Origin of the sequence: Bacillus haynesii (genome assembly GCF_001969855.1) — a bacterium.
Lineage (GTDB): Bacteria > Bacillota > Bacilli > Bacillales > Bacillaceae > Bacillus > Bacillus haynesii.
Map to the genome: position 1 here is coordinate 26,918 of NZ_MRBL01000020.1, position 25,523 is coordinate 52,440.

The 25,523-nt window shown below is 44.1% G+C and carries 23 protein-coding genes and 1 pseudogene; 9 read left to right on the plus strand and 15 right to left on the minus strand.

Going from position 1 to position 25,523, the window contains the following annotated elements:
- Positions 1-288: 288 nt before the first annotated feature.
- The gene (locus BTA31_RS17505) at positions 289-1,380 is read right to left on the minus strand and encodes a GntR family transcriptional regulator (protein ID WP_076793390.1); all 1,092 of its coding nucleotides are present in this window, start codon (positions 1,378-1,380) and stop codon (positions 289-291) included.
- 352 nt (positions 1,381-1,732) lie between these two features.
- Between BTA31_RS17505 and BTA31_RS17510 the strand changes: the two genes are divergently transcribed.
- From BTA31_RS17510 to BTA31_RS17530, 5 genes and pseudogenes are all read left to right on the plus strand, one after another.
- Positions 1,733-3,340: a xylulokinase gene (locus tag BTA31_RS17510; protein ID WP_076793323.1), complete on the plus strand. Its 1,608-nt coding sequence runs from the start codon at positions 1,733-1,735 to the stop codon at positions 3,338-3,340.
- 13 nt (positions 3,341-3,353) lie between these two features.
- The gene (locus BTA31_RS17515) at positions 3,354-4,049 is read left to right on the plus strand and encodes an L-ribulose-5-phosphate 4-epimerase (RefSeq protein ID WP_043928967.1); all 696 of its coding nucleotides are present in this window, start codon (positions 3,354-3,356) and stop codon (positions 4,047-4,049) included.
- Positions 4,050-4,104: 55 nt separating this feature from the next.
- Positions 4,105-5,529, plus strand: a complete 1,425-nt coding sequence (gene araA / locus BTA31_RS17520; RefSeq protein ID WP_076793324.1) for an L-arabinose isomerase — start codon at positions 4,105-4,107, stop codon at positions 5,527-5,529.
- Between the two features lie 285 nt (positions 5,530-5,814).
- On the plus strand, positions 5,815-7,209 hold the full coding sequence (locus BTA31_RS17525) for a sugar porter family MFS transporter (protein ID WP_076793325.1): 1,395 nt from the start codon (positions 5,815-5,817) through the stop codon (positions 7,207-7,209).
- 118 nt (positions 7,210-7,327) lie between these two features.
- A pseudogene (locus BTA31_RS17530) lies at positions 7,328-7,504 on the plus strand (hypothetical protein); the annotation flags it as partial.
- Positions 7,505-7,587: 83 nt separating this feature from the next.
- On the opposite strand, the gene BTA31_RS17535 reads toward BTA31_RS17530, so the two are convergent.
- From BTA31_RS17535 to BTA31_RS17540, 3 genes are all read right to left on the minus strand, one after another.
- Complete coding sequence (locus BTA31_RS17535; RefSeq protein WP_043928961.1) at positions 7,588-8,370, minus strand: (S)-acetoin forming diacetyl reductase; 783 nt, start codon at positions 8,368-8,370, stop codon at positions 7,588-7,590.
- Between the two features lie 305 nt (positions 8,371-8,675).
- Positions 8,676-8,801, minus strand: a complete 126-nt coding sequence (locus tag BTA31_RS23580) for a hypothetical protein (protein ID WP_255204407.1) — start codon at positions 8,799-8,801, stop codon at positions 8,676-8,678.
- Positions 8,802-8,829: 28 nt separating this feature from the next.
- Positions 8,830-9,174: a hypothetical protein gene (locus tag BTA31_RS17540; protein WP_076793327.1), complete on the minus strand. Its 345-nt coding sequence runs from the start codon at positions 9,172-9,174 to the stop codon at positions 8,830-8,832.
- 327 nt (positions 9,175-9,501) lie between these two features.
- Between BTA31_RS17540 and BTA31_RS17545 the strand changes: the two genes are divergently transcribed.
- A complete protein-coding gene (locus BTA31_RS17545; RefSeq protein WP_076793328.1) occupies positions 9,502-10,914 on the plus strand; it encodes an alanine/glycine:cation symporter family protein in 1,413 nt (470 codons plus the stop codon).
- A gap of 43 nt (positions 10,915-10,957) precedes the next feature.
- On the opposite strand, the gene BTA31_RS17550 is transcribed toward BTA31_RS17545, so the two are convergent.
- The 9 genes from BTA31_RS17550 to BTA31_RS17590 all read right to left on the minus strand — a co-directional run bounded on the left by BTA31_RS17550 (position 10,958) and on the right by BTA31_RS17590 (position 21,230).
- Positions 10,958-11,302 carry a hypothetical protein gene (locus BTA31_RS17550; RefSeq protein ID WP_043928958.1) on the minus strand — a complete coding sequence of 115 codons (345 nt, stop codon included), beginning with the start codon at positions 11,300-11,302 and terminating at the stop codon, positions 10,958-10,960.
- 111 nt (positions 11,303-11,413) lie between these two features.
- Positions 11,414-12,100 carry a respiratory nitrate reductase subunit gamma gene (narI, locus tag BTA31_RS17555; RefSeq protein ID WP_043928957.1) on the minus strand — a complete coding sequence of 229 codons (687 nt, stop codon included), beginning with the start codon at positions 12,098-12,100 and terminating at the stop codon, positions 11,414-11,416.
- Positions 12,097-12,639: a nitrate reductase molybdenum cofactor assembly chaperone gene (narJ, locus tag BTA31_RS17560; RefSeq protein ID WP_076793329.1), complete on the minus strand. Its 543-nt coding sequence runs from the start codon at positions 12,637-12,639 to the stop codon at positions 12,097-12,099. The genes narI and narJ overlap by 4 nt, the downstream gene beginning before the upstream one ends.
- A gap of 17 nt (positions 12,640-12,656) precedes the next feature.
- Positions 12,657-14,126: a nitrate reductase subunit beta gene (gene narH / locus BTA31_RS17565; protein WP_020451629.1), complete on the minus strand. Its 1,470-nt coding sequence runs from the start codon at positions 14,124-14,126 to the stop codon at positions 12,657-12,659.
- Positions 14,116-17,802, minus strand: a complete 3,687-nt coding sequence (locus BTA31_RS17570; RefSeq protein ID WP_076793330.1) for a nitrate reductase subunit alpha — start codon at positions 17,800-17,802, stop codon at positions 14,116-14,118. The genes narH and BTA31_RS17570 overlap by 11 nt, the downstream gene beginning before the upstream one ends.
- Before the next feature lie 173 nt (positions 17,803-17,975).
- Complete coding sequence (locus BTA31_RS17575) at positions 17,976-19,217, minus strand: DUF438 domain-containing protein (RefSeq protein WP_076793331.1); 1,242 nt, start codon at positions 19,215-19,217, stop codon at positions 17,976-17,978.
- Entirely contained in the window at positions 19,214-19,456 is a 243-nt protein-coding gene (locus tag BTA31_RS17580; RefSeq protein WP_043928972.1) for a DUF1858 domain-containing protein, read from the minus strand. The genes BTA31_RS17575 and BTA31_RS17580 overlap by 4 nt, the downstream gene beginning before the upstream one ends.
- A gap of 88 nt (positions 19,457-19,544) precedes the next feature.
- On the minus strand, positions 19,545-20,648 hold the full coding sequence (locus BTA31_RS17585) for a TIGR04053 family radical SAM/SPASM domain-containing protein (RefSeq protein ID WP_076793332.1): 1,104 nt from the start codon (positions 20,646-20,648) through the stop codon (positions 19,545-19,547).
- Positions 20,649-20,762: 114 nt separating this feature from the next.
- A complete protein-coding gene (locus BTA31_RS17590) occupies positions 20,763-21,230 on the minus strand; it encodes a cyclic nucleotide-binding domain-containing protein (protein WP_076793333.1) in 468 nt (155 codons plus the stop codon).
- 149 nt (positions 21,231-21,379) lie between these two features.
- Here BTA31_RS17590 and BTA31_RS17595 point away from each other — a divergent pair, with 149 nt between their 5' ends.
- A complete protein-coding gene (locus BTA31_RS17595; protein ID WP_043928164.1) occupies positions 21,380-22,102 on the plus strand; it encodes a YwiC-like family protein in 723 nt (240 codons plus the stop codon).
- Positions 22,103-22,147: 45 nt separating this feature from the next.
- Here BTA31_RS17595 and BTA31_RS17600 read toward each other — a convergent pair whose 3' ends face one another.
- Together BTA31_RS17600 and BTA31_RS17605 are read right to left on the minus strand one after the other, a co-directional pair.
- Positions 22,148-22,861 (minus strand): Crp/Fnr family transcriptional regulator, encoded by a 714-nt coding sequence (locus tag BTA31_RS17600; RefSeq protein WP_076793334.1) that lies wholly within the window; start codon positions 22,859-22,861, stop codon positions 22,148-22,150.
- A gap of 144 nt (positions 22,862-23,005) precedes the next feature.
- On the minus strand, positions 23,006-24,202 hold the full coding sequence (locus BTA31_RS17605) for a nitrate/nitrite transporter (protein WP_076793335.1): 1,197 nt from the start codon (positions 24,200-24,202) through the stop codon (positions 23,006-23,008).
- A gap of 221 nt (positions 24,203-24,423) precedes the next feature.
- Here BTA31_RS17605 and BTA31_RS17610 point away from each other — a divergent pair, with 221 nt between their 5' ends.
- Entirely contained in the window at positions 24,424-24,663 is a 240-nt protein-coding gene (locus BTA31_RS17610) for a DUF2164 domain-containing protein (protein WP_076793336.1), read from the plus strand.
- A 43-nt stretch (positions 24,664-24,706) separates the two neighbouring features.
- Positions 24,707-25,375 carry a Crp/Fnr family transcriptional regulator gene (locus tag BTA31_RS17615; RefSeq protein WP_043928168.1) on the plus strand — a complete coding sequence of 223 codons (669 nt, stop codon included), beginning with the start codon at positions 24,707-24,709 and terminating at the stop codon, positions 25,373-25,375.
- Positions 25,376-25,523 lie beyond the last annotated feature (148 nt).

Here is a 25,523-nt window from a genome sequence, read left to right on the forward strand (position 1 = left end):
GATAAACCTTAAACAGGTTCATTTTTAAACATGTTACTTTCTTGTGACACAAGTAGACAGCACCCAATATATCAAAGACTGTCTTTCTCGTATGGTGCGATTTTCGCCCGTTTTTCTGATTCAAAATTAAATAGTAATGACCATTGTTGGGCTTCTTTTTGGTGATGAGTAAGCGTCAAATGCATGAAAGTTCTCTGCTGCTTAATTGATAACAGAGTAAAATAAAACCCAGTCCGTGATCACGACTTTAGTGAACATGGACTGGGTTTTTCCTTGATCACACCAAGATTATTGTACTTCTAACTTTTTGACCGTTTCGCCTTCAATTAACACAGGTTGATAGTAGGTTTCGTTTGGTAAATCCTTCTTTCCTTGTAATTTCTTAATGACCCAATCAGCTGCATCGTGCCCCATTTGTTCTTGAGGGTGTGTCAATGTTGTAAGTTTGATGTTCGCATTTTTGGCAATATACGAATTGTCTTGACCAATAATTGACAATTTGTCCGGGATAGAAATATTAAGTTGTCTGCATACATTTGCTACTTCCAACCCTACTTCATCGTTATAGCAAACAATTGCAGTCAACACGTCTCTATTTTCATGTAGAAACTTCTTCAGGTTTGTGTATAGGTCCAGCTTCGTCTCTGTATTGTACGAAAGCACATGCTCAGGTTGAAATCGTAATTTGGCTTCACCAAGCGCTTTTATATACCCCTTCATTCGATACTTTCCTTGTAAATCATCCATTTTTGAAATGAGAGCAATTTGTGTATGTCCTTTTGATATTAATTCTTTTGTTGCGAGATAGCTTGACTGCACGTCATCGAGACAAAGAAAAGGAACATCTAATTCTTCATAATAAGCATTGATCATGATGAAAGGAGTATCTTGTTCCTTAAACGATAGATAGTAAGCAATATTAGGATTGTATAGATTACTTTTCGTAGGTTCAACAATTAAACCATCTACGCCAAATGACAGCATCATTTCCAAAGCTTTTTTTTCTTGTTCGACATCATTATTTGTACTAGCTAATAGTAGCGAATAATTAGCCTCATTCAATCTCCCTTCAATTCCACGAATAATGGAAGGGAAAATGTAATCAGAAATGTAGGTCGTGATTACACCGATTATTTTGTTATTGGAATTCCCACCGGCTTTTGATTGATACTGGTTACTAACATAAGTGCCAGACCCTTTTTCACTTCTTAAGAACCCCTCGTTCGATAGTTCTAAAATGGCCTTTCGAACAGTGTGCCGGCTGACTTTATACTCTTCTTGTATGGCGGATTCAGTAGGAATTTGTTCTCCCACTCTGTAAACTCCTGAAAGGATTTTACTTTTTATGTCATTAATGATGACCTTATACTTTGGTTTCATTTCACTCACTTCTTTCACAGTTGTTCGCATTCTAATTTTTTTAATTGAATGATTTGTGTGGACATATTTTATCATGGCTTTCAATGAATGAAAAGATTCCGCCTTATTTTCGTGAAAATTAACTAGCAAGTATAAATTTTTTCTTTAGGTTTTATGTTATTCAAATACCTTTTATTATAAACATTAAGAGAAAAATAACAGAAAATATCGTTGTGATATTTATATGAACATATTATATTTTGGATTGACATATGTACGTACAAAAAATATACTAAGGTTGTAATAAAGTTAAGCGGAAAGGAAAATGCCTTCTTTCGTATAATAATGAAATCGCTATCAGAGGGGGGATTACGTGAAAGCGAATCGAGTAAACATCAAGCAAGCCATAACTGAGGGAGAAACATCACTTGGGATTGAATTCGGATCCACACGTATTAAAGCAGTGTTGATTGATAGTCGTTTTGAAACAATCGCATCTGGAAGTTATGAGTGGGAAAACCTCTTGGAAGATGGATTTTGGACGTACAACTTATTGGATATTATCACTGGATTGCAAACAGCTTATAGTGAAATGAAGAATGAAGTTGAACGAAATTATGGCATCACCATTCGCAAAATCGGTTCTATTGGATTTTCTGCAATGATGCATGGGTATATGGCTTTTGACAACACAGGGGAGCTGCTTGTTCCGTTTCGAACTTGGCGTAACTCAACAACCAGTGCTGCAGCAAAAGAATTAACTGATCAATTTCAATTCAATATCCCCGAACGGTGGAGTATTGCTCATTTATATCAAGCAATATTAAATGAAGAGAAGCATTTGCCTCGCATTGATTATATCACCACTTTAGCTGGGTACATTCACTGGCTACTGACTGGTAATAAAGCAATTGGCATTGGAGATGCTTCAGGCATGTTCCCGATTGATGAATCAACGCAAAATTACAATGAATCGATGGTCAAGCAGTTTGATGAACTGATTTCGAACAAAGGCTACCCTTGGAAGCTGAAGGATATTCTTCCTAAAGTTTATATTTCGGGCGAGCAAGCTGGTGAATTAACCGAAATTGGTGCAAAAATTCTGGATCAATCAAAAAATTTACAACCAGGCATTCCGATTTGTCCACCGGAAGGCGATGCTGGAACAGGAATGGTTGCTACGAATAGTGTGAGGAAACGCACTGGAAACATCTCAGTAGGAACTTCAGTTTTTGCCATGATTGTATTAGAGAAAGAACTATCAAAGGTATATCCAGAAATTGATTTGGTAACAACGCCAAACGGCAGTCCGGTTGGAATGGTTCATGCGAATAACTGCTCAAGTGATATTAATGCTTGGCTAGGATTGTTCCGTGAATTTTTTGAGGCAATGGGACAAAAAGTTGAAGCGAATAAATTATTCGAAGTGATGTTAAATAAAGCATTGGAAGCTGACTCAGATGGCGGCGGTTTACTAAGCTATGGTTATTTCTCTGGTGAAAATATTACAGGATTAGAAAAAGGCCGGCCATTATTTGTCCGCTCACCAGAGAGTCGTTTCAATTTAGCAAACTTCATGCGGACACACCTTTTTACAGCCTTTGCTGCTTTGAAAATCGGAATGGATATTTTGACCAAAGAAGAAAAAATTGAAATTGATAGCATTTTAGCTCACGGTGGTTTATTCAAAACCCCTCTTGTCGGACAAAAAATTGTTGCAGCTGCAATGAATACGCCGGTATCAGTTATGGAAACAGCCGGAGAAGGCGGTGCGTGGGGGATGGCTATTCTTGCTTCTTACATGATGAACAAAGGTCATGAAGAGAGCTTAGAAGACTTCCTCGACAAAAAAGTCTTTGAAGAGGATGCCGGGCAGGAAATTTACCCTGATCAATTAGATGTAGAAGGATTTGAAGCATTTATCGAACGGTACAAAAAAGGTTTAATGATTGAGCAGGCCGCTGTAGACCATTTGATTTAATGGAGGGATTGACGTGCTAGAACAACTGAAAGAAGAAGTATTACAAGCGAATTTGGACTTGCCTAAATATGGACTCGTGAAATACACATGGGGAAATGCAAGTGCCATTGACCGTGAAACGGGTTTATTCGTTATCAAACCAAGCGGTGTTGATTATGAAACGATGAAAGCTAGTGATATGGTGGTTGTTGATTTAGATGGCAATGTTGTTGAAGGAGAGCTGAGGCCTTCATCAGATACAGCGACTCACGCAGTGCTTTATAAGCACTACCCTGAAATTGGAGGAATTGTACACACTCATTCAACTTGGGCGACAATCTGGGCTCAAGCAGGCCTTGATCTTCCAGCGATGGGGACCACTCATGCAGACACATTCTATGGTTCCGTGCCATGTGCCCGTTACTTGACACAAGAGGAGATTGATCGTGGTTACGAAGCAGAAACAGGTCATGTGATTATCGAAACATTTGAAGAGCGTGGGTTAGATATTTTAGCTGTTCCTGGTGTCTTACTTCATGGTCATGGTCCATTTACTTGGGGAAAAGATGTAAAATCAGCAGTATTGAATAGTGTGGTGTTGGAGGAAGTTGCGAAAATGAATTTATTTACACGAGAATTAAATCTTTTTGCAAAAGAATTACCACAACGTATTTTAGATAAACATTATTTACGGAAACACGGTAAAAATGCTTATTATGGTCAAAAGTAATATCAATTCTATCAAACTATTAATTATCACATTAATTTAAGAAAAGAGGGTTATGATGTTAACAACAGGGAAAAAAGAATTTTGGTTTGTCGTAGGTTCACAACATCTTTATGGGGAAGAAGCGTTAGCAGAAGTCAGAGCGCACGCGCAAGCCATGACCGATGCATTAAATGAAAGCGCTGTTTTGCCATACCCGCTTGTATTGCAAGATTTAGCTGTTAATGCAGATAAAATCACAAGCATCATGAAAGAAGTAAATTATCGTGATGAAGTTGCCGGTGTTATCACTTGGATGCATACTTTCTCACCTGCGAAAATGTGGATTCGCGGAACAAAATTATTGCAAAAACCATTACTTCATTTAGCGACACAATTTAATGAAAGTATTCCATGGACAACGATTGACATGGACTTTATGAACCTCAACCAATCTGCTCATGGTGACCGTGAATACGGTTTTATCAATGCCCGTTTGAAAAAACAAAATAAAGTTGTCGTAGGTTATTGGGAGCGCCCTGAAGTGCAACAGCAAATTGCAGAATGGATGGACGTAGCGGTTGCTTATAACGAAAGCTTCAACATCAAGGTCGCTCGATTTGGTGACAACATGCGTAACGTTGCTGTTACTGAAGGAGATAAGATTGAAGCGCAAATTCAATTTGGCTGGACAGTTGATTACTTTGGCATTGGTGATCTTGTTCAATACGTGAATGCGGTTACAGATGAAGAAATTAATCATTTGTTTGCAGAATACGCAGACCTTTATGAATTTGATTATGGCACTTACAGTCGGGAAGATTGGGAGAAGAGCGTAAAAGTACAAGCAAGCTATGAAATCGCTATTAAACGTTTCCTGGATGATGGTGGTTACAATGCTTTCACAACTAACTTTGAAGATTTATATGGAATGAAACAGCTTCCGGGTCTTGCCGTCCAACGTTTGATGGCGCAAGGATATGGCTTTGCTGGTGAAGGAGATTGGAAAACCGCAGCGCTCGATCGCTTGCTCAAAGTGATGAGCCGTAACCAATCAACTGGTTTTATGGAAGATTACACATATGAATTAGCTGCCGGTCAAGAATCAATCCTTCAATCACATATGCTTGAAGTTGACCCATCTTTAGCAAGTAACAAACCAAAAATTATCGTATCTCCATTAGGTATTGGTGATCGTGAAGACCCAGCACGCCTAGTGTTCGATGGAAAAGCAGGAGATGGTGTGGTTGTTTCAATGGCAGACTTTGGTACACACTACAAACTGTTGATTAACGAAGTTTCTGCATTTGAACCAACTGTTCCAGCACCAAACCTTCCAGTGGCACGGGTACTTTGGGAAGTGAAGCCTAACTTCCAAGATGGAGTGAAAGCATGGCTTGAGAATGGCGGCGGTCACCATACAGTCGTTTCATTAAATTTAACAACAGACCAAATGATCACTTATGCAAAGCTCGTTGACTTGGAATATGTAGTGATTAAGTAATGTCTCTAACCTCCGAGGGGGTTCTGCTTCCTTGGAGGTGAAAAATAGGTATATCAGATTTCAAAATATTCATGATTTTGTAAGCGTTATCGCGATTTCAGGAAAAATTGAAAGCGTTTAATAATAGGCGAATGAAACCATGAGATTTACGGAGAAATCCCAACAAATAATATCCTAGCAGTATTTGCAGTTTGAAAACGCTTTTATGATTTCTTGAAAAGCCATCAATATTTTAGTGGTGGGATTTTTACACAATTTCATTTCTACCTTGAGGAGGGAACTTTAATGGTTAATGAAAAGAAAATCTCAAGTGGCTTCATTTACTTTTTCGGGGCTTTTGCAGGCATTCTTTTCGGTTATGATATCGGCGTTATGACGGGTGCTTTGCCTTTTCTGCAACATGACTGGAACCTTCAAGACAACGCCGGGGTTATTGGATGGATTACCTCTTCAGTCATGTTAGGCGCTATTTTTGGAGGCGCCCTGGCCGGACAACTTTCTGATCGTTTGGGACGGCGCAAAATGATTTTAATTTCCGCTATCATTTTTGTTGTTGGATCCATTTTGTCAGGAATAGCACCTCATAATGGGATACTATTTTTGATTGTTTCTCGGGTTTTATTGGGATTGGCCGTTGGTGCCGCTTCTGCATTGGTCCCAGCCTATATGTCGGAAATGGCGCCTGCACGTTTACGTGGACGGCTGTCAGGAATTAATCAAACAATGATTTGTTCTGGAATGTTGCTTTCTTACATTGTTGATTTTCTATTGAAAGATTTGCCGGAAACAATGGCATGGCGGTTGATGCTTGGTTTGGCTGCCGTACCTGCTTTGATCTTATATGTTGGAATGTTAAAGTTACCCGAATCACCACGTTTTTTAATCAAGAACAATAAAATTGATGAAGCTCGCAAGGTGTTGAGCTATATTCGCTCTAACAAAGGAGAGATTGATTCTGAAATCACACAAATTCAAGAAACTGCCAGAGAGGAGGCAAAGGCAAATCAAAAAGCATCATGGGCTACACTCTTAAGCAATAAATATCGTTTTTTATTAATTGCCGGTGTGGGTGTTGCTGCTTTTCAACAATTCCAGGGTGCAAACGCAATTTTTTATTACATTCCTTTGATTGTAGAAAAAGCAACAGGGAATGCAGCAAGTTCAGCGTTGATGTGGCCGATTATTCAGGGAGTTATTCTCGTGCTAGGTTCATTACTATTCATCATGATTGCTGATAAATTTAATCGCCGTACTTTATTAACAGTAGGCGGAACAATTATGGGGCTGTCCTTTATTTTGCCGGCAATATTGAATATATTAATTCCTAATGCGAATCCGATGATGATGGTTGTCTTTTTAAGTATCTATGTAGCACTTTATTCATTCACATGGGCTCCTTTAACTTGGGTCATAGTTGGAGAAATTTTCCCGCTGGTCATTCGCGGGCGTGCGTCTGGTTTAGCTTCATCATTTAACTGGATTGGTTCTTTCTTGGTTGGATTGCTATTTCCTATTATGACCGCTTCGATGTCTCAAGAAGCTGTGTTTGCAATCTTTGGTGTGATTTGTTTACTTGGAGTTGTATTTATCCGGACACGCGTCCCTGAGACTCGAGGTCGCAGTTTGGAGGAAATTGAAAAAAATGGAGAAAATAAACGAGTAGACGGAAAAAGCGCGTAAATTAAACCTATGAGACTTTGAGTAGAATTCAAAGAAGATAACTTGGGTGCCGCTTATCGCAGGGGAAATCCTCGCACTAGTGCATCTTGAAACAGGGGTTTCAAAAGATCGTAAACATATTGGCAGTAAACGCGGTATTGATGCGATTCAAAAAGCAAATTCGGGATACTCAGGTTTGCCAATGGCTGAGGCACCAACGGCTTACGTTCCTTGGTCAAAATGTTTAAATGTGAATCCTGAGACAGGGTGTGGTTGGACGAACCGTGACCGTTTCATATTCTCAGCTGAACACGGTTAAGCCATGCTATATAGCTTGTTATTCAATCCTAAATATGGAGGTGGAAAACTCCGCTCTCCATATTTAGGATTATTTTAAACTTAATTAAACACCATTCCGCCATCAATGATAAGAGACTGGCCGGTCATATAATCTGAATCTGGCCCTGCAAGGTAAGAAACGCATGCTGCTACATCTTCCGGCTCGGATAAACGTTTTAATGCAATATTTTTAGCGAATTGTTCCATGCCCCATTCAAACGGCTTGCCCGCTTCATCAGCGGTTTGCTGTGCAATCCCCATCATCATAGGAGTTTTAACGATACCCGGACAAAAGGCGTTTACAGTAATACCGAATTCAGCTAGATCTTTTGCCGCAGTTTGGGTAATCCCGCGAACAGCGAACTTTGTTCCGCCGTAAACCGCTAAGCCCGGGTTGCCGACTTGACCGGCTTGAGAAGAAGCATTAATGATTTTTCCGCCGTGTCCAAGCTCTTTAAAGGCTTTTACAGCTGCTTGTATTCCCCAATAAGTACCACCAACGTTGACATCATAGACTTTCCGATAATCTTCATATGTAATGCTTTCAATAGGTGTGGTTGGTCCAAGACCTGCATTGTTGATCACCACATCAAGACCGCCAAGGCGTTTTACCGTTTCATCGACAGCTTTAAAAACATCATCACGATCAGCGACATCCACTTTAACCGCGATTGCTTTACCGTTCAGTTTGTTAATGTCCTCAGCAACTTGTGTTGCAGTTTCTACATTATAATCGGCAACTGCAACAGCGAATCCGTCTTCTGCCAAGCGTTTGCAGATTGCTTCCCCAATTCCTTGGCCTCCGCCAGTAACAAAAGCAATTTTTCCAGATACTTTACTCATATGAACATCTTCTTTCTATAAGTAATTGGTATTTAATTGGTACAGGGATATTATATCTTATATATTTGTAGATTTGAAATAAAGCCGCGGCATTTGTTGAAAAGATGTTTAAAATTTTTCGAAAAAATTTAATAGTTTTTGAAGGAGGCTGAAAAACTGTATGTAAGACTATGAATGGAAATGTTCCGCTTTTAAAGACGGAGGAAGACCAAATGAAAAGGCATGAGACCGAACAATGCCGGACTCATGCCAATCAAACTGTTTCATAAAATGTTATTGTCTAGCTTTTTTAGATCGCTTCAAATTCAGCTGTCCTGGCGATTGAAAAGATCGGTAATCGCGTGCATGAATTCAATTCCTTGAAAAACAAACAAATTGATTGCTGTCAATGAAAATAGTCCGATAATCACCATTCTTATGATATATAACATGTTAAAACCTCCCGTTTTTTTCGTATGGTTATGGTTTTAAAACATGCGCTTTATCGAAATAAGAAGAGTGATAGAACACCGCGAGCATAAATGCCTTCAGATGCTCTTTCCGCCTGTTCATTATGAACGCTTGGCCGGAAGCGGCAGCTAAGATTAAGAGAAGGATGGATTCAGCTCCGAAACCGGGTGAATTCCATGATGATTTCGCCTTTTCTTCACCATATTTGCCGGCTGTCAGTTCATGAAGTTCGTCTCCTGAAACAGCGGCTTTTTGCGCATGGTGATTTGTCGGCATCTGGGGCATTGAGAACGAATGAAGGCTCGCAATGACTAAAAAGAATATGGACAGTTGCAGAAAAAATGTCTTTTTCATTTGATCTCATCCCCTTAGTATCTCATCATCTTAGCATATTTCATTATATAATAAAAGATGATTATTTTGTGACAGTTTGCGAATATTTATTGACAACATTAATTTTTTCGCAGCGCATTCGGAATGAAAGCGCATTTTTATGTATGAATAAAGATGATACTCTGCTATAATGAGCATTGGGTCTAAAGTAATAATGATGCCATCAGCCTTTATGTTTAAAAAACAGAAAATTCTATCTAGTTTTTCTTGCGTCATTATTATGATATAATCCTATCATGTTAGAAAACTTAACATCAAAACAAAATTCGTTTGTTTCAGGAGGGTGCTATGGAAGAAATTTTAAGCGAAATCATTAATGTCCCGAGCGGTTTTATTTGGACTTATTTAGTCTATATATTAATAGGAATAGGCCTGTTCTTTACGTTTAAATTGAAATTCGTTCAATTCCGCTATTTCATCGAGATGTTTCGTATTGTCGGACAAAAGGAGGAGAAAGGAAAAGGCGTCTCGTCTTTACAGGCTTTCTTTATTTCCGCCGCTTCGCGTGTCGGCACGGGGAACCTGACCGGTGTGGCGCTTGCTGTTGCAACAGGCGGACCGGGAGCGGTCTTTTGGATGTGGGTCGTCGCGCTTGTCGGAATGGCTTCCAGCTTTGTGGAGAGTACGCTGGCTCAAGTCTACAAGGTCAAAGACGGCGATCATTTCAGAGGGGGCCCTGCTTATTACATGGAAAAAGCGCTGGGCGCCAGATGGATGGGGATTATCTTTGCCGTTTTAATTACGATTACATTCGGATTGATCTTTAATGCGGTTCAAGCCAACACGATCGTCGGTTCGATGCAAGGGGCTTTCAACCTTGATAAAACAACGGTCGGCATTATTTTGGCGGTATTGACCGGATTTATCATTTTCGGCGGTTTGAAACGCGTGGTCACAGTTACGCAATTGATCGTCCCGGTTATGGCGGTCATCTATCTTGCACTGGCTTTATTTGTCGTGCTGACGAATATCTCTCAAATACCGGCCGTTTTCGCAATGATTGTGAAAGATGCCTTCGGGATCGAGCAGATTGCAGGTGGTACGCTCGGCAGCATCATTATTATCGGTGCGAAGCGCGGTTTGTTTTCAAACGAAGCCGGAATGGGAAGTGCGCCGAACGCAGCGGCGACTGCCAATGTCTCTCATCCCGCGAAGCAAGGTTTTATCCAAACGCTTGGCGTATTCTTTGATACGATGGTCATCTGCAGTGCGACAGCCTTTATGATCCTGCTGTTCAATCTGACGCCGGGTAAAGAGCTTGACGGCATTCAGATTACACAAGCAGCCATGCAGCATCACATTGGAAGCTGGGCGCCTGCATTTGTCGCAGTGGCGATTTTCCTGTTCGCTTTCAGCTCGATCGTCGGAAACTACTATTATGGTGAGACGAACATTGAATTTATTAAAAAGAGCAAGACGGCGCTTGCTGTTTACCGTACAGCCGTTGTTGCAATGGTTATCTTCGGATCTGTATCCGGTTTCCAGCTTGTGTGGGACATGGCGGATTTATTTATGGGATTAATGGCGATCATTAACCTGATTGCGATTCTGCTTCTTTCCGGAATTGCTGCGAAAGTGCTGAAAGACTATACTGAACAGCGCAAAGCAGGAAAGAACCCTGTCTTTAAGGCAAGTTCGATTCCAGGTCTGAAAAACACGGAGGCTTGGGAAGACGAGAAGGAAACATTGCAATCGAAATAAACCATATTAAAAAAGGCGTCCTTGGGGCGCCTTTTTCTTATTTTTACTGACAGCTGAAAGAAGTGATTTCGTTCAAGTCAACACCAAAGTAAATCCAGCGGAATTGACGCGGCCTCCAGCGGTAGCCGGCAATTGAATAACGTCCGACGAAAACCGGGAAGAACCAAAAGCGGCTGCCGTTTCTTAAGCGGATGAACGTGTATTTAAACAGGCATCTTCTGATTCCGCCAGGATCAACGGCAAATACCGAAGGGCCGGTGTCTTGCGGAAATTGGCTCGGCGGCGGGGGAAGTAGCTGCTGTTGCTGCTGTCCTCCTGCTCCCGGAGGCGGACCCGGCGGAAATTGCTGGCGATACGGATCATATAGTGAAGGATCGTATGGATACAATAAAAACGCTCCTTTCTGATGGTTTGCTTTATCGTATGATTGATTGGGTATATGGGTAGCTTGCCTATGGAGAAAAAATCCCTAAAGCCGTTTTAGCTTTAGGGAAAATGTTTACATGCTTTTGCGGGGCGCCCGTTTCCGGTAAACAACATAGCTTCTTGTCAAATATTTTAGCGGCATGCTGAATACGTGGACGAGCCGAGTGAACGGCCAGACGATGAAAATGACGTAGCCCATAATAATGTGAAGCTTAAACCAGAGAGGCACGTTCGCCATTAGCCCGGCATCCGGCTTGAATAAGAAAATATTGCGAAACCAAGGGCTGATTGTTGTCCTGTAGTCGAATCCTTTTGAATCGATGTTCAAGAAGGTTGCTGCAAGCCCTGTCGTCATCACGAATAACAAAGCGACCAGCGTGATTAAATCACCGGCAGAGCTCGTTTTTCGAATCCGTTTGTCCGTAAATCGGCGGTAGGTCAATATGAGAAGCCCTGACAGCGCGGCGATGCCTGCGGGCAGTCCGAAACCGATCGCGATTTTATGGTACATATGCTCTGAAACGCCGAGCGCCTGATAAAGGCTTTCCGGAATTAAAATTCCCATCACATGCCCGCCGATGACAAAGAAGATTCCCCAGTGAAAAAGACTGCTGCCAAGCGCCAGTTTTTTCTTTTCGAGCATCTCGCTTGATTTGGCCGTCCAGCCAAACTGATCATGTTGATAGCGGTATATATGCCCTCCGATAAAAATGGTGATGACGATGTAGGGGAGGATGACCCACAGTATTTGTTCGATCATGGCTGTACATTCCTTTCAACACCAATTTCCTCTAAAATCATCATTAATCCGTCCAATAACGGTGTATAGATGCTTTCATTTTCTGAAAGCTGCAATCCCAATTCTTCCAGGTTTGCTGCGTATTTTTGGAAAACAGCCGCAGCTTTTTCACGATCGGCGACTGCAGCAAATTCAAGCATGAGCGGCAGATAATCCGGCAGTTCTTTGTCTGTCGGCTGAAAACCGGACTGCTGATACAGATCTTTCAGCTGCAGCAATTCAATTCCGCGCTCCCTTTGTTCGCCGGAGTTGAAATAGGTGACATAAAGGTTCGTTTTTTTACCGAAATCAAACGTATATACGTATGTTTCGATCAATTCTTCAGACGAATAGGAAGCCGCGCTTTCCAAGAAGGCAAGCAGATGCCCTTTCAGCGCTTCATGCTCGATTTCGCCGATGATCTGCTGCCATTCGGAACATTCTTTTCTCCACTCTTCATCAGGGTAGGAGAGGAGGTAAGAAAGAGCGGCAAAAACGGTTTGTTTGTCTGTTCCATCCATGAAGCTTCCCTCCAGTGTTATATGTTTTGGCAAGAGCCGGGTCCTCCGGCAAATGATAATCCGCAGCTTCCTTGTTCCATGTACAGATCCGCGACTTCTTCGCGATGGGTTTGCGGGATGACAAATCGGTCATCATATTTGGCGATCGCAAGCAGACGGTACATATCTTCAATCTGCTCTTCAGTCAATCCGGTATCTTGAATCAAAGCTGAATCGATCTGTTTGTTCGTTTGGGTCGCTCGCATGTACATACGCATCACAGACATTTTCTTCAATGTCGTTCTAATATGGTGCGTATCACCGGCAGTCAGCAAATTGGCCAAATATTCGATCGGAATCCGCATTTCATCAATGGCCGGGAAGATATCTTCCGCTGATTGGGCCGTTCCTTTTCCTTCAAACATATTCATAATCGGACTGAGCGGAGGAATGTACCATACCATCGGCAATGTCCGGTATTCAGGATGCAGCGGCAAAGCGATTTTCCAATCGATGATCATTTTGTAGATCGGAGATTTTTGCGCTGCTTCGATCCATTCAAGCGGAATGCCTTGAGCTTTTGCTTCTTCTGCGACAGCGGGATCATTCGGGTCAAGGAAAATCTCCAGCTGTGAGTGATATAAATCTTTTTCATTTTCGGCTGAAGCCGCTTCTTCGACTTTATCTGCGTCATAAAGCATGACTCCGAGATAGCGGATTCTGCCGACGCATGTTTCAGAGCAGATTGTCGGCAGTCCTGCCTCAAGACGAGGGAAGCACAATGTGCATTTTTCCGCCTTGTTTGTCTGCCAGTTGAAATACACTTTTTTATAAGGACATGATGATACACAGTGTCTCCATGAGCGGCACGCATTTTGATCGACGAGAACGATCCCGTCTTCTTCGCGTTTGTACATCGCTCCCGAAGGACAGGAGGAGACGCAGGAAGGATTGATGCAGTGTTCGCATATCCTTGGCAGATACATCATAAAGACGTCTTCAAATTCAGTCTTGATCGATTCTTCCATTTTTTTGACGTTTGGATCTTGAAGGCCTGTAATGTGGCCGCCGGCAAGATCGTCTTCCCAGTTCGGACCCCATTCAAGGTTCATGAAGTCTCCCGTAATGGAAGACTTCGGCCTTGCAACAGGCTGGTGTTTTTTCTCCGGACTGTTTGTCAGCGTTTCATAATCATAGTTCCAAGGTTCATAGTAGTCATCGATTGTCGGCTGATACGGGTTGTAGAATAAATTCATGAGCCGCGTTGTTTTGGCGCCCGATTTGAGCTGGAGCTTGCCTTTTTTCAGCTCCCAGCCGCCTCTGTATTTATCCTGGTCCTCCCATTGTTTAGGGTAGCCGATGCCCGGTTTTGTTTCGACGTTGTTGAAGTACATATATTCTGCACCGGAACGGTTTGTCCAAGTGTTTTTGCATGTGACGCTGCATGTATGGCAGCCGATGCATTTATCAAGGTTCATTACCATTCCGATTTGCGCTTTAATCTTCAAGCCAATCGACCTCCTTCAATTTTCTGATCACGACATTGAGGTCGCGCTGATTTCCTGTCGGCCCGTAGTAGTTGAATCCGTAGCTGAGCTGTCCGTAGCCTCCGATCATCTGCGTCGGCTTGACATGGATGCGGGTCGGGCTGTTATGGGTTCCACCGCGGTTATTCGTCAGCTTTGTTCCCGGCACATTGATATGCCGGTCTTGGGCATGGTGCATAAACGCCATTCCTTTTGGAATCCGGTGTGATGTCACGGCCCGTGCGACGACGACTCCGTTTCGGTTAAAGCACTCGATCCAGTCGTTGTCCTGAATGTCGGTTTCTTCCGCATCGTCTTTATTCATCCAGACTGTCGGCCCGCCTCTGAAAAGGGTAAGCATCGGCAGGGAATCAAAATACATGCTGTGAACCGACCATTTATTATGCGGTGTTAAGTAGTTTAAAACGATTTCTTTTCCTTCCTGATCCGGACGCTTGTTCAAGAAAGGGCGGTGGATCAGAATCGGCTTGAATGTCGCCATGTTTTCGCCGAATTCTGTCATCATTTCATGATCAAGGTAAAAAGACTGTCTGCCGGTTAGCGTTCTCCACGGAATCAGTTTTTCAACGTTCGTCGTAAACGGAGAATAGCGCCGTCCGCCTTTTTCAGAACCGCTGAAAGCAGGGGAGGTGATCACCGTTTTCGGCTGAGCCGAAATTTGCTCAAATGTGAAGCATTCCTCTTCCCGTTCTTCAGCTAAATCTTTCAACTCCAGATTCGTTATTTTTTCAAGCGATTCCCACGCTTTAACGGCTACTTTCCCGTTTGAAGTGGAAGAGAGGGTCAATACCGCTTCAGCAGCTTGTCTTGCATCACTGATGTCAGGACAGCCTTTGGCGATCGTATCGTCTTTTACGACGCCGAGCGTTTTTTTGAGAGAATCATATTCCGCTTCAACAGACCAGTTCATACCTTTCGTACCAAACGGCTGTTTGACAACATTCGGCCCGAGCGATGTCATCTTATTGAAAATCTGCTTGTAATCCCGTTCCACGACGTGAATTTGCGGCATTGTTTTGCCTGGAACGGCAGGGCAGTCGCCTTTGCTCCAATCTTTGATTTTCCCGAGCGGCTGCGCCATTTCTTGTGGAGTGTCATGGAGGAGAGGAGTCGCAACAGCCTCTTTTACAGGTTCCATGTCCACTTCTTCAGCCAGGTCGGAAACCGCTTTTGCCAACGCTTTAAAAATATCCCAGTCAGACTTCGCTTCCCACGGCGCGCTGATTGCCGGGTTAAACGGGTGGATGAACGGATGCATATCCGTGCTGCTGAGATCGTGTTTTTCGTACCAGGTGGCAGCAGGGAGCACGATGTCTGAATAAAGGGCTGTTCCCGCCATCCGGAAATCGAGATTGACCAGTAAGTCGAGTTTGCCTTCAGGCGCTTTATCACGCCATGTGATTTCTTCAGGACGGATGCTGTCCTGATCATCGTTCATCAGTCCGTTTGTCGTGCCGAGCAAGTGCTTCAGAAAATATTCATGACCTTTGCCGGAGCTCGAGATTAAATTAGCTCTCCAGACAAATAGATTTCTCGGGAAGTTCTTTTCATTGTCAGGATCTTCAATCGAAAACTTGAGCTTTTTCTCCTCAAGCTGTCTGGCAATATAGCTTCCGACTTGCTGAGCGTTCTCAGCGCCTGCTTTTTCTGCTTCTTTATACAAGTCGATGCCGTTTTTCTCAAACGTCGGATACGATGGAAGCCAGCCGAGTCTTGCCGCCAGCACATTGTAATCAGCATGGTGCTTGTAGCGCGATGTTTTTGCGATTGGGGAAGCGAGCCCGCTGATTTCCTGATCTTCATAGCGCCACTGGTCGGTAGCGAAGTAGAAAAATGATGTGCCGTTTTGCAGTTTGGCAGGGCCTCCCCAGTCTTTGGCCATCGCGATTGTCTGCCATCCTTCGGCCGGTCGGAGTTTTTCCTGGCCGACATAGTGGGCCCAGCCGCCTCCGTTAACCCCTTGGGCTCCGACGAGAAGCACAAGGTTTAGCACAGCTCTGTAAATGGTGTCTGAATTGAACCAATGGTTAATCCCGGCGCCGACAATGATCATTGAGCGGCCCTCTGTGTCAATCGCATTTTGCGCGAATTCCCTTGCGATCTTGATCACCATTTCACTTTTAATGCCAGTAATCGGCTCTTGCCAAGCCGGTGTAAACGGTTCAGGATCATCAAATGATGCCGGCGTCTGTCCGCCGATTCCTCGGTTGACGCCATAGTTGGCGAGAGTCAGGTCGAAAACGGTGGAAACAAAGACTTCCTCGCCGTCCAGGATGACTTTTTTGATCGGAAGCGGTCTTTCAAGCACTTTATTGCCTTCATGTGAGAAGTAAGGAATGTTGACCGAGCCGATCATATCTTCATGTCCAAGCATGGAAAGCCGAGGTGTGATCGGTTTTTCTGAATCCTCATCAACCATGCGCAAGTTCCATTTTCCTTGGCCGTCCCAGCGGGAGCCCATCGTGCCCTGCGGAATTGCAAATCCATCTGTGTCTTCATCCCAAACGGCAGGCTTCCACTCTTCATGCTCTGTCGCACGCCCGATATCTTTAGCGTGGAGGAAGCGGCCTGCTGTGAACGTTCCGTTTTCCTCTTTCAAAGTCACCAAAAACGGGAAATCGGTATATTGTTTTGCATAATCAATAAAACGTTCCGTCTTCTGATTGACATAAAAGTCTTGCAGAATGACATGGCCCATCGCCATGGCCAGTGCGCCGTCCGTGCCTTGTCTGATGCTCAGCCAATCATCGGAAAACTTTGAGGACTCGGCAAAGTCCGGACTGATCGAAATCACTTTTGCTCCTTTATAGCGGGCTTCGGCTAAAAAGTGAGCGTCAGGCGTTCTGGTAAGCGGAACATTAGAACCCCATGTCATGATGTAGCCTGAATTGTACCAATCGCTGCTTTCCGGAACGTCGGTTTGATCTCCCCAAATTTGCGGTGAAGCAGGGGGGAGGTCGGCATACCAGTCATAGAAGCTCAGCATCGGCCCGCCGATCAGGGACATAAAGCGTGACCCTGCTGCATGGCTGAGCATCGACATGGCCGGAATCGGCGAGAAACCGACATTGCGGTCAGGACCGTATTTGGCAATGGTGTACAGAAGGGAAGCCGAAATCAGCTTCAGCACTTCGCTCCATTCGGCGCGGACAAATCCGCCTTTTCCGCGCGCCTGTTTATAGGCTTTCGCTTTTTCAGGGTTTTCGACAATCGATTTCCATGCTTCCAGCGGATTTTTGCTGCTGTTTAGCGCCTCGCGCCACATCTGGATCAGCACACCGCGTACATACGGGTATTTCACGCGGAGCGGGCTGTATATATACCAGGAAAAGCTGGCTCCCCGCGGACAGCCGCGCGGTTCAAAGTCCGGCATATCAGGGCCTGTCGAAGGGTAATCGAGTCGCTGCCCTTCCCATGTGACGATCCCGTTTTTGACGTAGATATTCCAGCTGCAGGATCCTGTACAGTTCACTCCATGGGTAGAGCGAACCACTTTATCATGCTGCCATCTATTTCTGTATACATCTTCCCAATCCCGGTCTTCATAAGTGGTTTGGCTGTGTTGATTAGAATGGTGTTCAATAGGGGAGAAATAATTTAATCTCCTGAAAATGGGACTCTTTTTCTTTTTTTTCATTGCTGGTTCACTCCTTCTGAGTCATTGATGCTACCCTCACTATATATGGAGGAGGCGCTGCACCTTGTTAAATTTGTCACATGGTTTCGGTTTTTCACAAATTTGTCACATTTTTAGGAGGGGAAAAGGGAGGACAAAAAAACAGCCTGCATGGAAGCGGGCTGTCGAATGGTTCAATCGCTCGTGTTCATTATTCTCTTTTCCCCGGTAATCTCCTGAATCGGGGCGATGTTCTGGGTGAATTCCAAAGTGCCGATATAGCGGCCGTTTTCATCGCGTACGGCAAAATAGCGAATGAACACGTATTTGTCTTTAAATTTGATCCAAAAATCTTCAACGTCTTTTTTGCCTGATTTAAAGTCGTCAAGAAGTTTGTTGACGATGTGGACGCTTGCCGGCGGATGGCAGTTTTGGACGGTCCGGCCGATTACGGCTTTTGTCCGGGCGAAAATCCGTTCCTTTCCGTGTGAAAAATAGCGGACGACATCGTTTTCATCGATGAAGGTGATATCGACCGGAAGATGGTTCATCATGTGCTCAAGCTGAACCACGGACAGAATACCTGTAGGGAGCCTCACATATCCGTCAGCCGCCTCTTCGCTTGTTTTGAGCTGATGGCGTTCAGGCTTCCACACCGTTTCCGGAGCAGTCAGGCAATATCCGATCTCGTCGCTTTCAGCTGCGATTTTCAGCCATTCATCTTCTGTCAGCGTTCTGAGCGCCATCGGCAAGAGGATATTTTCTTCTTTATAAATCATTTCCGTGCCTTCTTGAATGATAAACGTGAGTTCACGGATGACCTCATCTTTTTTGTCCGGCGTATATTCCTCTAACAAACGCTTCACTTCTTTAATGCTCTTGCGGATAAAATCGTCGACAGCCCACATCACTTGGCTGGGCCCTGTAATTCCGTACTTTTCTAAATAGGGGAACAGAAGATTTTCTTTTCTGCTGTAATGTTTGTCGACGTCAGCGAGCAAGTTTAAGTCTGCGAGCAGTTTGAGAATGTTGTCGTGATGATCTTCTTTTTCGAAGCGTTCCAAATGAAGCTGCATTTTAAAGTTCAAAAGGAGGTCGATTTCTTTATTTTCTTTCATAAATGTATGAACGGGATGGCCCGGCTGCTTGTCGGCGTCAGCGCGGTGAATGTCTTCAATCGATCCTTTAAACACAGCGGCGTGAACGGAACAGAGCTCCTGGATTTCTTCAGGTGTAATGCCTTCTTCCTTCATTAACGCCTGTTCCAGCTGAGCGATTTCTTCGGCATTGACTGAACCGAATGCCTTTTCAAACCGTTTTTTGACGTCGGCAAGCGGTTTTCCTTTATGAAGGTCGATGATGATCTCTTTCAGAAGCTGCTTTTTTTCCTCAGGCAGACCTTGCTGTGTTTCCCGGTTGTTAATGATTTCGCTCATTGTTTTTCTCCTTTCCAAACGGGGTCAAATCCGTGTGCTTTCAATATGTCTAAGACATGGGACCATTCGATTTGCATCATTCGTGCGCCTTTTGGAATCGTCATAATGCGCCCGGCTGTTTCCAGCATGCCGGGCTTTGTTATGTTTTTAAACCCGGCTTCCTTCATCACGGCTTTTAGTTCAGGATGCAATGTGCAAAGTTCGTATACGGAATCATTCAAATCAATTTTTTTATGCAGAGGGATCACATCCTTTGATAGTGATGATCATTCTCATCTATACCGTAATACAACTATGCCGAAAAAAATGTGACGTACATCACATTTTTCAGCGCAAAGCCTTCGGAATATAAATACAGCTCGGGTCGCTTTCCAGATAATCGCCCGTCAGAGCATAGGCGCGCGAGCGCGAACCGCCGCACACATGGTGGAATTCACAGACGCCGCATTTCCCTTTAAATCCGTCCGGATTTCGCAAATCCTTAAAGATCGGTGATTCGCGATAAATCTCAGCCAGCGGCTGTTCGCGAATGTTTCCGGCTTTAATCGGCAGGAGTCCGCTTGGATAGACATCACCGATATGGGAGATAAACATGAACCCGTTGCCATCGTTCACACCTTTCGGGGCCCGGCCCAATCCCCCGATCACATCCATTTTCCCTTTCTGCAATGCGTGTTCATAGCGGATTTTCATGTTGGGGTCTTTTGCTTCCCGCATTTTTTGCTGAATGACAACCCGCCGGTAGTGCTGGGCTGCTGTCGTTTTGATGTCAAAAGGCGCTTCTTTTGCCAAACGGCTGAGCCAGAGAAAGACTTTTTCATGGTCCACCGGAGAAATCATATCTTCCCGCTTCGCGCGGCCTGTCGGGACGAGAAAAAACACACTCCATAATACGCAGTTCAATTCTTCGATCAGCTTTGCCATTTCATCCAGGTAATCGATGTTATAAGCGGATATGACGGTATTAATCTGCAGAGGCAGCTGACATTCATGGATGTAGCGAATCGCTTTCATGGTCAGGTCAAAGGAACCGTCTGTTCCTCGAAAATGATCATGAATCTCCCGGGTCGGGCCATCCAAGCTGAACGCCCATCGGGATAAGCCGATTTCTTTTGCTGATTGAATCGCTTCTCTTGTAACATTCGGTGTGGCACTCGGGGTCATGGAGACGCGAACCCCTTTTTGGACGGCATACTCAATAATGGCGAATACGTCGTCTCTCATTAAAGGGTCACCCCCTGTCAGCACGAGGAGCGGATTGTCCATCGCATGAATTTGATCGATTAAATCTTTTCCCTCTTTCAGGGAAAGCTCCCGCGGATCGCGTTTATTTTGAGCCGATGCCCGGCAATGAAGGCACTTGAGCTCGCAAGCCCTTGTCAGCTCCCAAATGACGATAAACGGAGACTTGTCGAAATCGCAATGTATCATCTTGCATCTGTCCTTTCGTTTGCATTCATCTGTATCGTAGCGGAAATGTAAGAGAAAAAAAGTTAAGTAGATCACATTTGGAGAAAAGAAGAGAAAGAAGGGGAGAGGCCCTTCTCACGCGTCGTCTTCTGCGGAGGAGTTGAGGTAACGCAAAAAAAGCTGGTAGGAAAAAAATAAATTCTGCTGAAGCAACATGAGAAAGTTCGTCTGTAATTGGCGGTTATAAGTCATCATTTTTTTGAAATTATGAAACGGTATTTCAAGTACGGCGGTTTCAGAGGCAGTGTTGACTGAAATAAACGGAGATAAGAAAGGCTCGCCTTTTTGATCGATAGGAAAAACATCGCCTTTTTCCCACTCGGCGATCGTCCGTGATTCTTCCGGAAGCCTTCGGTCAGAAAAATGCACTTCTCCTTTTAAAACAAAATAGACGGATTGCGAATGAAGGAACGATCGCGAATGCTGAGACGGCTGGATATCGATCACCTTACCGTTCTTCAGCAGCTTTTTGATGATCGGGAGGGGCACCCCGAAAAACATAGGAAGATTTTTCAGAAACAATAAGTAGTCAAACCGGTCCATGGTATATCCTCCTTCTCTATATTAGCTTTTAGTATAAAGCGCCGGGTTGCAGGACGCAGTGATTTAGTTCACACGCCTGTATGCAAAATGTCACTGTCTAAGAGGGACGAAACTTTTATAATGTAATAGAAAAGAAGGGAGGATGTGTGATGAAAGTGTTCATACCGAAGCAGCACGGCGCCTGGGCGATGCTTGTGATCCCGTTTATTCTCGGCATGTTCGCTGGGGGCGCAGATGTAAAGCATATTCCGCTGTTCTGCGGATGGCTGTTTCTATATCTTGCGGCATTTCCGGCTACGATGATGGTGAAGAAGAAAAATATTGTTTACTATCAAAAATGGGTTCTTGTCTATGGCATTCCGGCCGTCGTTTTCCTGCTCATTTCGGTCTGGTTGGAGCCGCGGCTCGTTTTTCTCGGTCTGCCGCTGTTTCCGCTTTTTCTCATTAATCTTTATTACGCAAAAAGAAACAACGACAGGGCGCTATTAAATGATATTGCGGCAATCCTTGTTTTCAGTGCGGGCGGGCTGGCGAGCTTCTGGATGGGAGCGGGGAAGCTTGATGGTGAGGCATTGTTTGTTTTTATCCAATCCGCTTTGTTTTTCACAGGGAGCGCCTTTTATGTCAAGTCGATGATCCGCGAAAAGAAAAACAATCGGTTTAAACTTTATTCATGGGGCTACCACGTTTTCCTGCCGTTCGTCTCGCTGGCCGCAGGGGCAGAGTGGGCGGTGATCGGCGTAGTGCCGAGCAGTCTTAGAGCATGGTTTTTCCACGGGAGGAAATTGTCGATTAAAACAATCGGAATCTCTGAGCTGGTCAATGCCTGTTTCTTTATGGCCGTGTTGATCGTTTTTCTGCTGCAAACGTAAAAAACAAGGACACTGTGCTTCATGTCCTTGTTTGTTTTCGCTTTTTCAGTCGATATTGCAGATTTCGAGCGGGCAGTTTTCACAGTCGATTTCGCGTTTTAAATAGTTGAGCTTGTGGATGACGATTTTTCCCGAGTCCTCAATTGAAATGACACCGTTCTTCCGGAGGTCGCTCAGCATGCGGTTGATGCTCTCTCTTGCAGCGGCACAAAATTTCGCCAGATCCTGGTTCGTCAGCACAATATTGATGAGAATCCCGTCGCTTCTTGTGATGCCGTAGCTGTTAGCGAGACGGATCAAGGTGGAGTAAAGCGCGCCTTTTTTACCATTCAGCAAAAGGTCGCGGATTTTCGATTGAATCTTTCGCAAATGCGTGCTCATCCATTTCATAAACTCAAACGTCAGCGCACCGTTTTGAATGAGTTCTTTTTCAAGCCTATCTTTATTGATGACCAACACTTCGCCATCAGAGAGGATCTTTGCGCTCAGCATATATCTCGCATCTTCTGTAAAAAGCGTAAGCTCCCCGACAATATCATTTTTTTTGCACATTCTAAGTGTCAGTTCTTTGCCATCGGACGTCAATTTGCCGATCTGGACAAGCCCTGACTGAATAAGATACAGTTCCTCCGCATCCATCCCTTCTTGAAAAAGGAATGTGTCCTGCCTGATTTTTCGTCGCGTACTGATCGATTCCAGCAAGTGATGCAGATCGTCTGAGAGCAAATCTGTGTCTGATTTTCTAACAGAAATGTTCATTGAGCGTCACCCCTTTTGCAGTTCTTATTTTAACGTTAAATAAGGCAGAGTGACCTTTTAAATATAAACAATATTGTGAACATATGAATATAGTCCTGAAAAAAGCCTGAGCACATCGGCTCAAGCTCTTTTTGCAGGAAGGGCTTATAAATGGTCCACCTTCGTTTTGGATGATGTTTTGGACGATGTTTTGTTCACTTCCTGAAAATACATCCAGACCACGATCACAAAGCTTGCAAGGGCCGCTTCTGACAGCGCCATGAAGCCGATCGCATAATGGCCGGTTACCTGAAAAACGCTTGATAGGATGAGTGGCGGGAAAAATCCTCCCAAGCCGCCCATCGCTGATACAATCCCATTGACGATGCCGGCCTGATTTGAAAAATAAAGCGGCACGAGCTTAAAGATGATCCCGTTTCCGAGGCCGGCGCAAACGGCAACGGTTAATACCCCAAACCCGTAAAGTCCAAGGTTCGGCGAGAAGGCCAATAAAATCCCTGACAAGGTACAGCCGGCAAATACATACATCAACAGCTTCAAAGGGTTGAATTTGTCGGCGAGCCAGCCGCCGACAGGTCTCAGAAAAGTGGCGACAGCGATAAATCCGGCGGTTCTAAGCCCTGAATCGACGGGATCGAGCCCGAAGTGATTAACAAGAAAGTTCGGAAGATAAATCGTAAACGCGACAAAAGATCCGAATGTAATGAAGTAAAACAAGCTTAAAAACCATAATGTCTGATTTCGGTAGACTGCCTTCATTTGCTCTTTTACAGATACCGTAACTTTTCTTTCTTTTCGATCTCCAAGGATAAAGTTCAATAAAGCGAATACGGCGACTAACACGATGTACATCCGCACCGTATTTTCCCACCCGGCGGTCTTTGCCACAACAGGAGCGGCAAACGTGGTAATCGCTGTACCGACGTTCCCAGCGCCGTAGATCCCATTGACAAACCCGTGCTTTTCTTTAGGGTAGTATTTCGGCAGTGATGTGACCCCGATGGAAAAGACTGCTCCGCCGATGCCGAGGAAGAATCCGCCAAGGATCAAGTCGAACAGCGAATCGGCTGTGCTGATCCAAAAAACCGGAAACAGAAGCAGCAAAAAGCTGATCATGAATGTGATTCTTGCTCCGAATCTGTTCGTGTAGTAGCCCAGCGGAATCCTGAGAAGCGACCCGAGTATGACCGGAATGGCCGTGACAAGGGATATCTCGCTTTCTGTCAGGGCGATGTCCTGCTTAATGTGGGGCATTAAAGAGGAAATCAATACCCAAACCATAAATCCTGCGACTAAACTAAATGACTGCAGCGGTAATTGTATTTTTTGACGATTTACCATTGCGGTTTTGCTCCTTTCAAAGGGAAAAATGAATAAATCAATCAGCATGTTTATCTTACAAAAAGTCTTTTTAAAACATTGTGAATTACGTCACACGGTCAGTCGCTTGTTTCGTGTTTAATATCGGTAAGTGACGGAGAGTAAACGGATGTAAAAAAATAAATTGTTCATTTGCGGACTTTATCGTTTATCATGGAAATAAAAAAAGGAGTGCCGCTTTTATGTTTATAAAGCTTACCCAAGAAGAAAAACAAGCGATCATCGATGAAATCAAACGCTTTTATGTTGAAGAAAGAGGAGAAGAGGTCGGAGACATTGCGGCGATTCAAATGTTCGAATTCGTAAAGGAAAAGCTCGGACCTTACTTTTACAATCAGGCCTTGAAGGACAGCCGCAGAGTGATGGAAGAGAAGGCAGCGGCGATTGAAGAAGAGCTCTTTGCACTGGAGCGCCGTCTGTGACAAACCGCTCTTCTTTAGCAAAACCGAAGGGATTGAAAGACCAATGGAGTTTCTGAAGCAATTTATGATTTTCAGCGGGCTGAATGATGAAGAGTTCAAGCAAATCGAGCAGATCGCGGTCAAGCGCACCTATCAGCCGAGAATGTTTGTTTTTATGGAAGGGGAAGAGAGGGAAGCGGTATTTTTCATCAAATCCGGTCTTGTTAAAGCCTTTAAAATCGATGAAGACGGCAATGAACAAGTGATTTCAATTCTGCAAAACGGGGATATGTTTCCCCATGTCGGCTTTTTTGACCGCTCCCCATACCCGGCAACAGCCGAAGCCGTTCAAGAAACCGAATTGATCGTAATCCGCATCGCCGATTTTAATGAACTTTTGATGAAATTTCCGGAAATGACGATAAAAGTGATGCAAATCATGGGGAAAAAGATTCTCGATTTGCAAGAGCGGATCCAGGGTTTTATCTCAAAAGACGTCCAGCACCGCTTGACACATGTATTAATGAAGCTTGCTGCTGAACACGGCATTCCTCAAGAAAAAGGGGTCTACATCAGCCTGCCCATTACCAATCAGGATTTTGCGAACATGGTCGGAACGTCAAGGGAAACGATTAACCGCACATTAAATGAATTGAAAAAGAAAAATCTGCTGACAGCTGACAGGAGCGGCATTTTCATTCATGATACAGACTGGCTGAACGGCTGCAATTAAGGCATGAGTTTAAGGCTTTCCATTGAACGACAGATGGAAAGCCTGTTTTTTATTTTGTTCACAAATCCGCCATTATTTAAGTGATCTGGTTCACAACCGGTATGCTGCATATCCAGTATGTTAGGACATGCAAAATCAAAAAAGGAGT

What these genes read in the sequence shown, in the direction of transcription:
- narJ (WP_076793329.1), bottom strand. Translation starts at nt 12,639, where the DNA reads ATGGATGGAACAGACAAACAAACCGTTTTTGCCGCTCTTTCTTACCTC.
- BTA31_RS17595 (WP_043928164.1), top strand. Translation starts at nt 21,380, where the DNA reads ATGAAAGTGTTCATACCGAAGCAGCACGGCGCCTGGGCGATGCTTGTG.
- BTA31_RS17600 (WP_076793334.1), bottom strand. Translation starts at nt 22,861, where the DNA reads ATGAACATTTCTGTTAGAAAATCAGACACAGATTTGCTCTCAGACGAT.
- BTA31_RS17590 (WP_076793333.1), bottom strand. Translation starts at nt 21,230, where the DNA reads ATGGACCGGTTTGACTACTTATTGTTTCTGAAAAATCTTCCTATGTTT.
- BTA31_RS17545 (WP_076793328.1), top strand. Translation starts at nt 9,502, where the DNA reads ATGGAAGAAATTTTAAGCGAAATCATTAATGTCCCGAGCGGTTTTATT.
- araA (WP_076793324.1), top strand. Translation starts at nt 4,105, where the DNA reads ATGTTAACAACAGGGAAAAAAGAATTTTGGTTTGTCGTAGGTTCACAA.
- BTA31_RS17505 (WP_076793390.1), bottom strand. Translation starts at nt 1,380, where the DNA reads ATGAAACCAAAGTATAAGGTCATCATTAATGACATAAAAAGTAAAATC.
- BTA31_RS17570 (WP_076793330.1), bottom strand. Translation starts at nt 17,802, where the DNA reads ATGAAAAAAAAGAAAAAGAGTCCCATTTTCAGGAGATTAAATTATTTC.
- BTA31_RS17615 (WP_043928168.1), top strand. Translation starts at nt 24,707, where the DNA reads ATGGAGTTTCTGAAGCAATTTATGATTTTCAGCGGGCTGAATGATGAA.
- BTA31_RS17525 (WP_076793325.1), top strand. Translation starts at nt 5,815, where the DNA reads ATGGTTAATGAAAAGAAAATCTCAAGTGGCTTCATTTACTTTTTCGGG.
- BTA31_RS17610 (WP_076793336.1), top strand. Translation starts at nt 24,424, where the DNA reads ATGTTTATAAAGCTTACCCAAGAAGAAAAACAAGCGATCATCGATGAA.
- narI (WP_043928957.1), bottom strand. Translation starts at nt 12,100, where the DNA reads ATGATCGAACAAATACTGTGGGTCATCCTCCCCTACATCGTCATCACC.
- BTA31_RS17605 (WP_076793335.1), bottom strand. Translation starts at nt 24,202, where the DNA reads ATGGTAAATCGTCAAAAAATACAATTACCGCTGCAGTCATTTAGTTTA.
- BTA31_RS17575 (WP_076793331.1), bottom strand. Translation starts at nt 19,217, where the DNA reads ATGAGCGAAATCATTAACAACCGGGAAACACAGCAAGGTCTGCCTGAG.
- BTA31_RS17585 (WP_076793332.1), bottom strand. Translation starts at nt 20,648, where the DNA reads ATGATACATTGCGATTTCGACAAGTCTCCGTTTATCGTCATTTGGGAG.
- BTA31_RS17540 (WP_076793327.1), bottom strand. Translation starts at nt 9,174, where the DNA reads ATGAAAAAGACATTTTTTCTGCAACTGTCCATATTCTTTTTAGTCATT.
- BTA31_RS17535 (WP_043928961.1), bottom strand. Translation starts at nt 8,370, where the DNA reads ATGAGTAAAGTATCTGGAAAAATTGCTTTTGTTACTGGCGGAGGCCAA.
- BTA31_RS23580 (WP_255204407.1), bottom strand. Translation starts at nt 8,801, where the DNA reads ATGTTATATATCATAAGAATGGTGATTATCGGACTATTTTCATTGACA.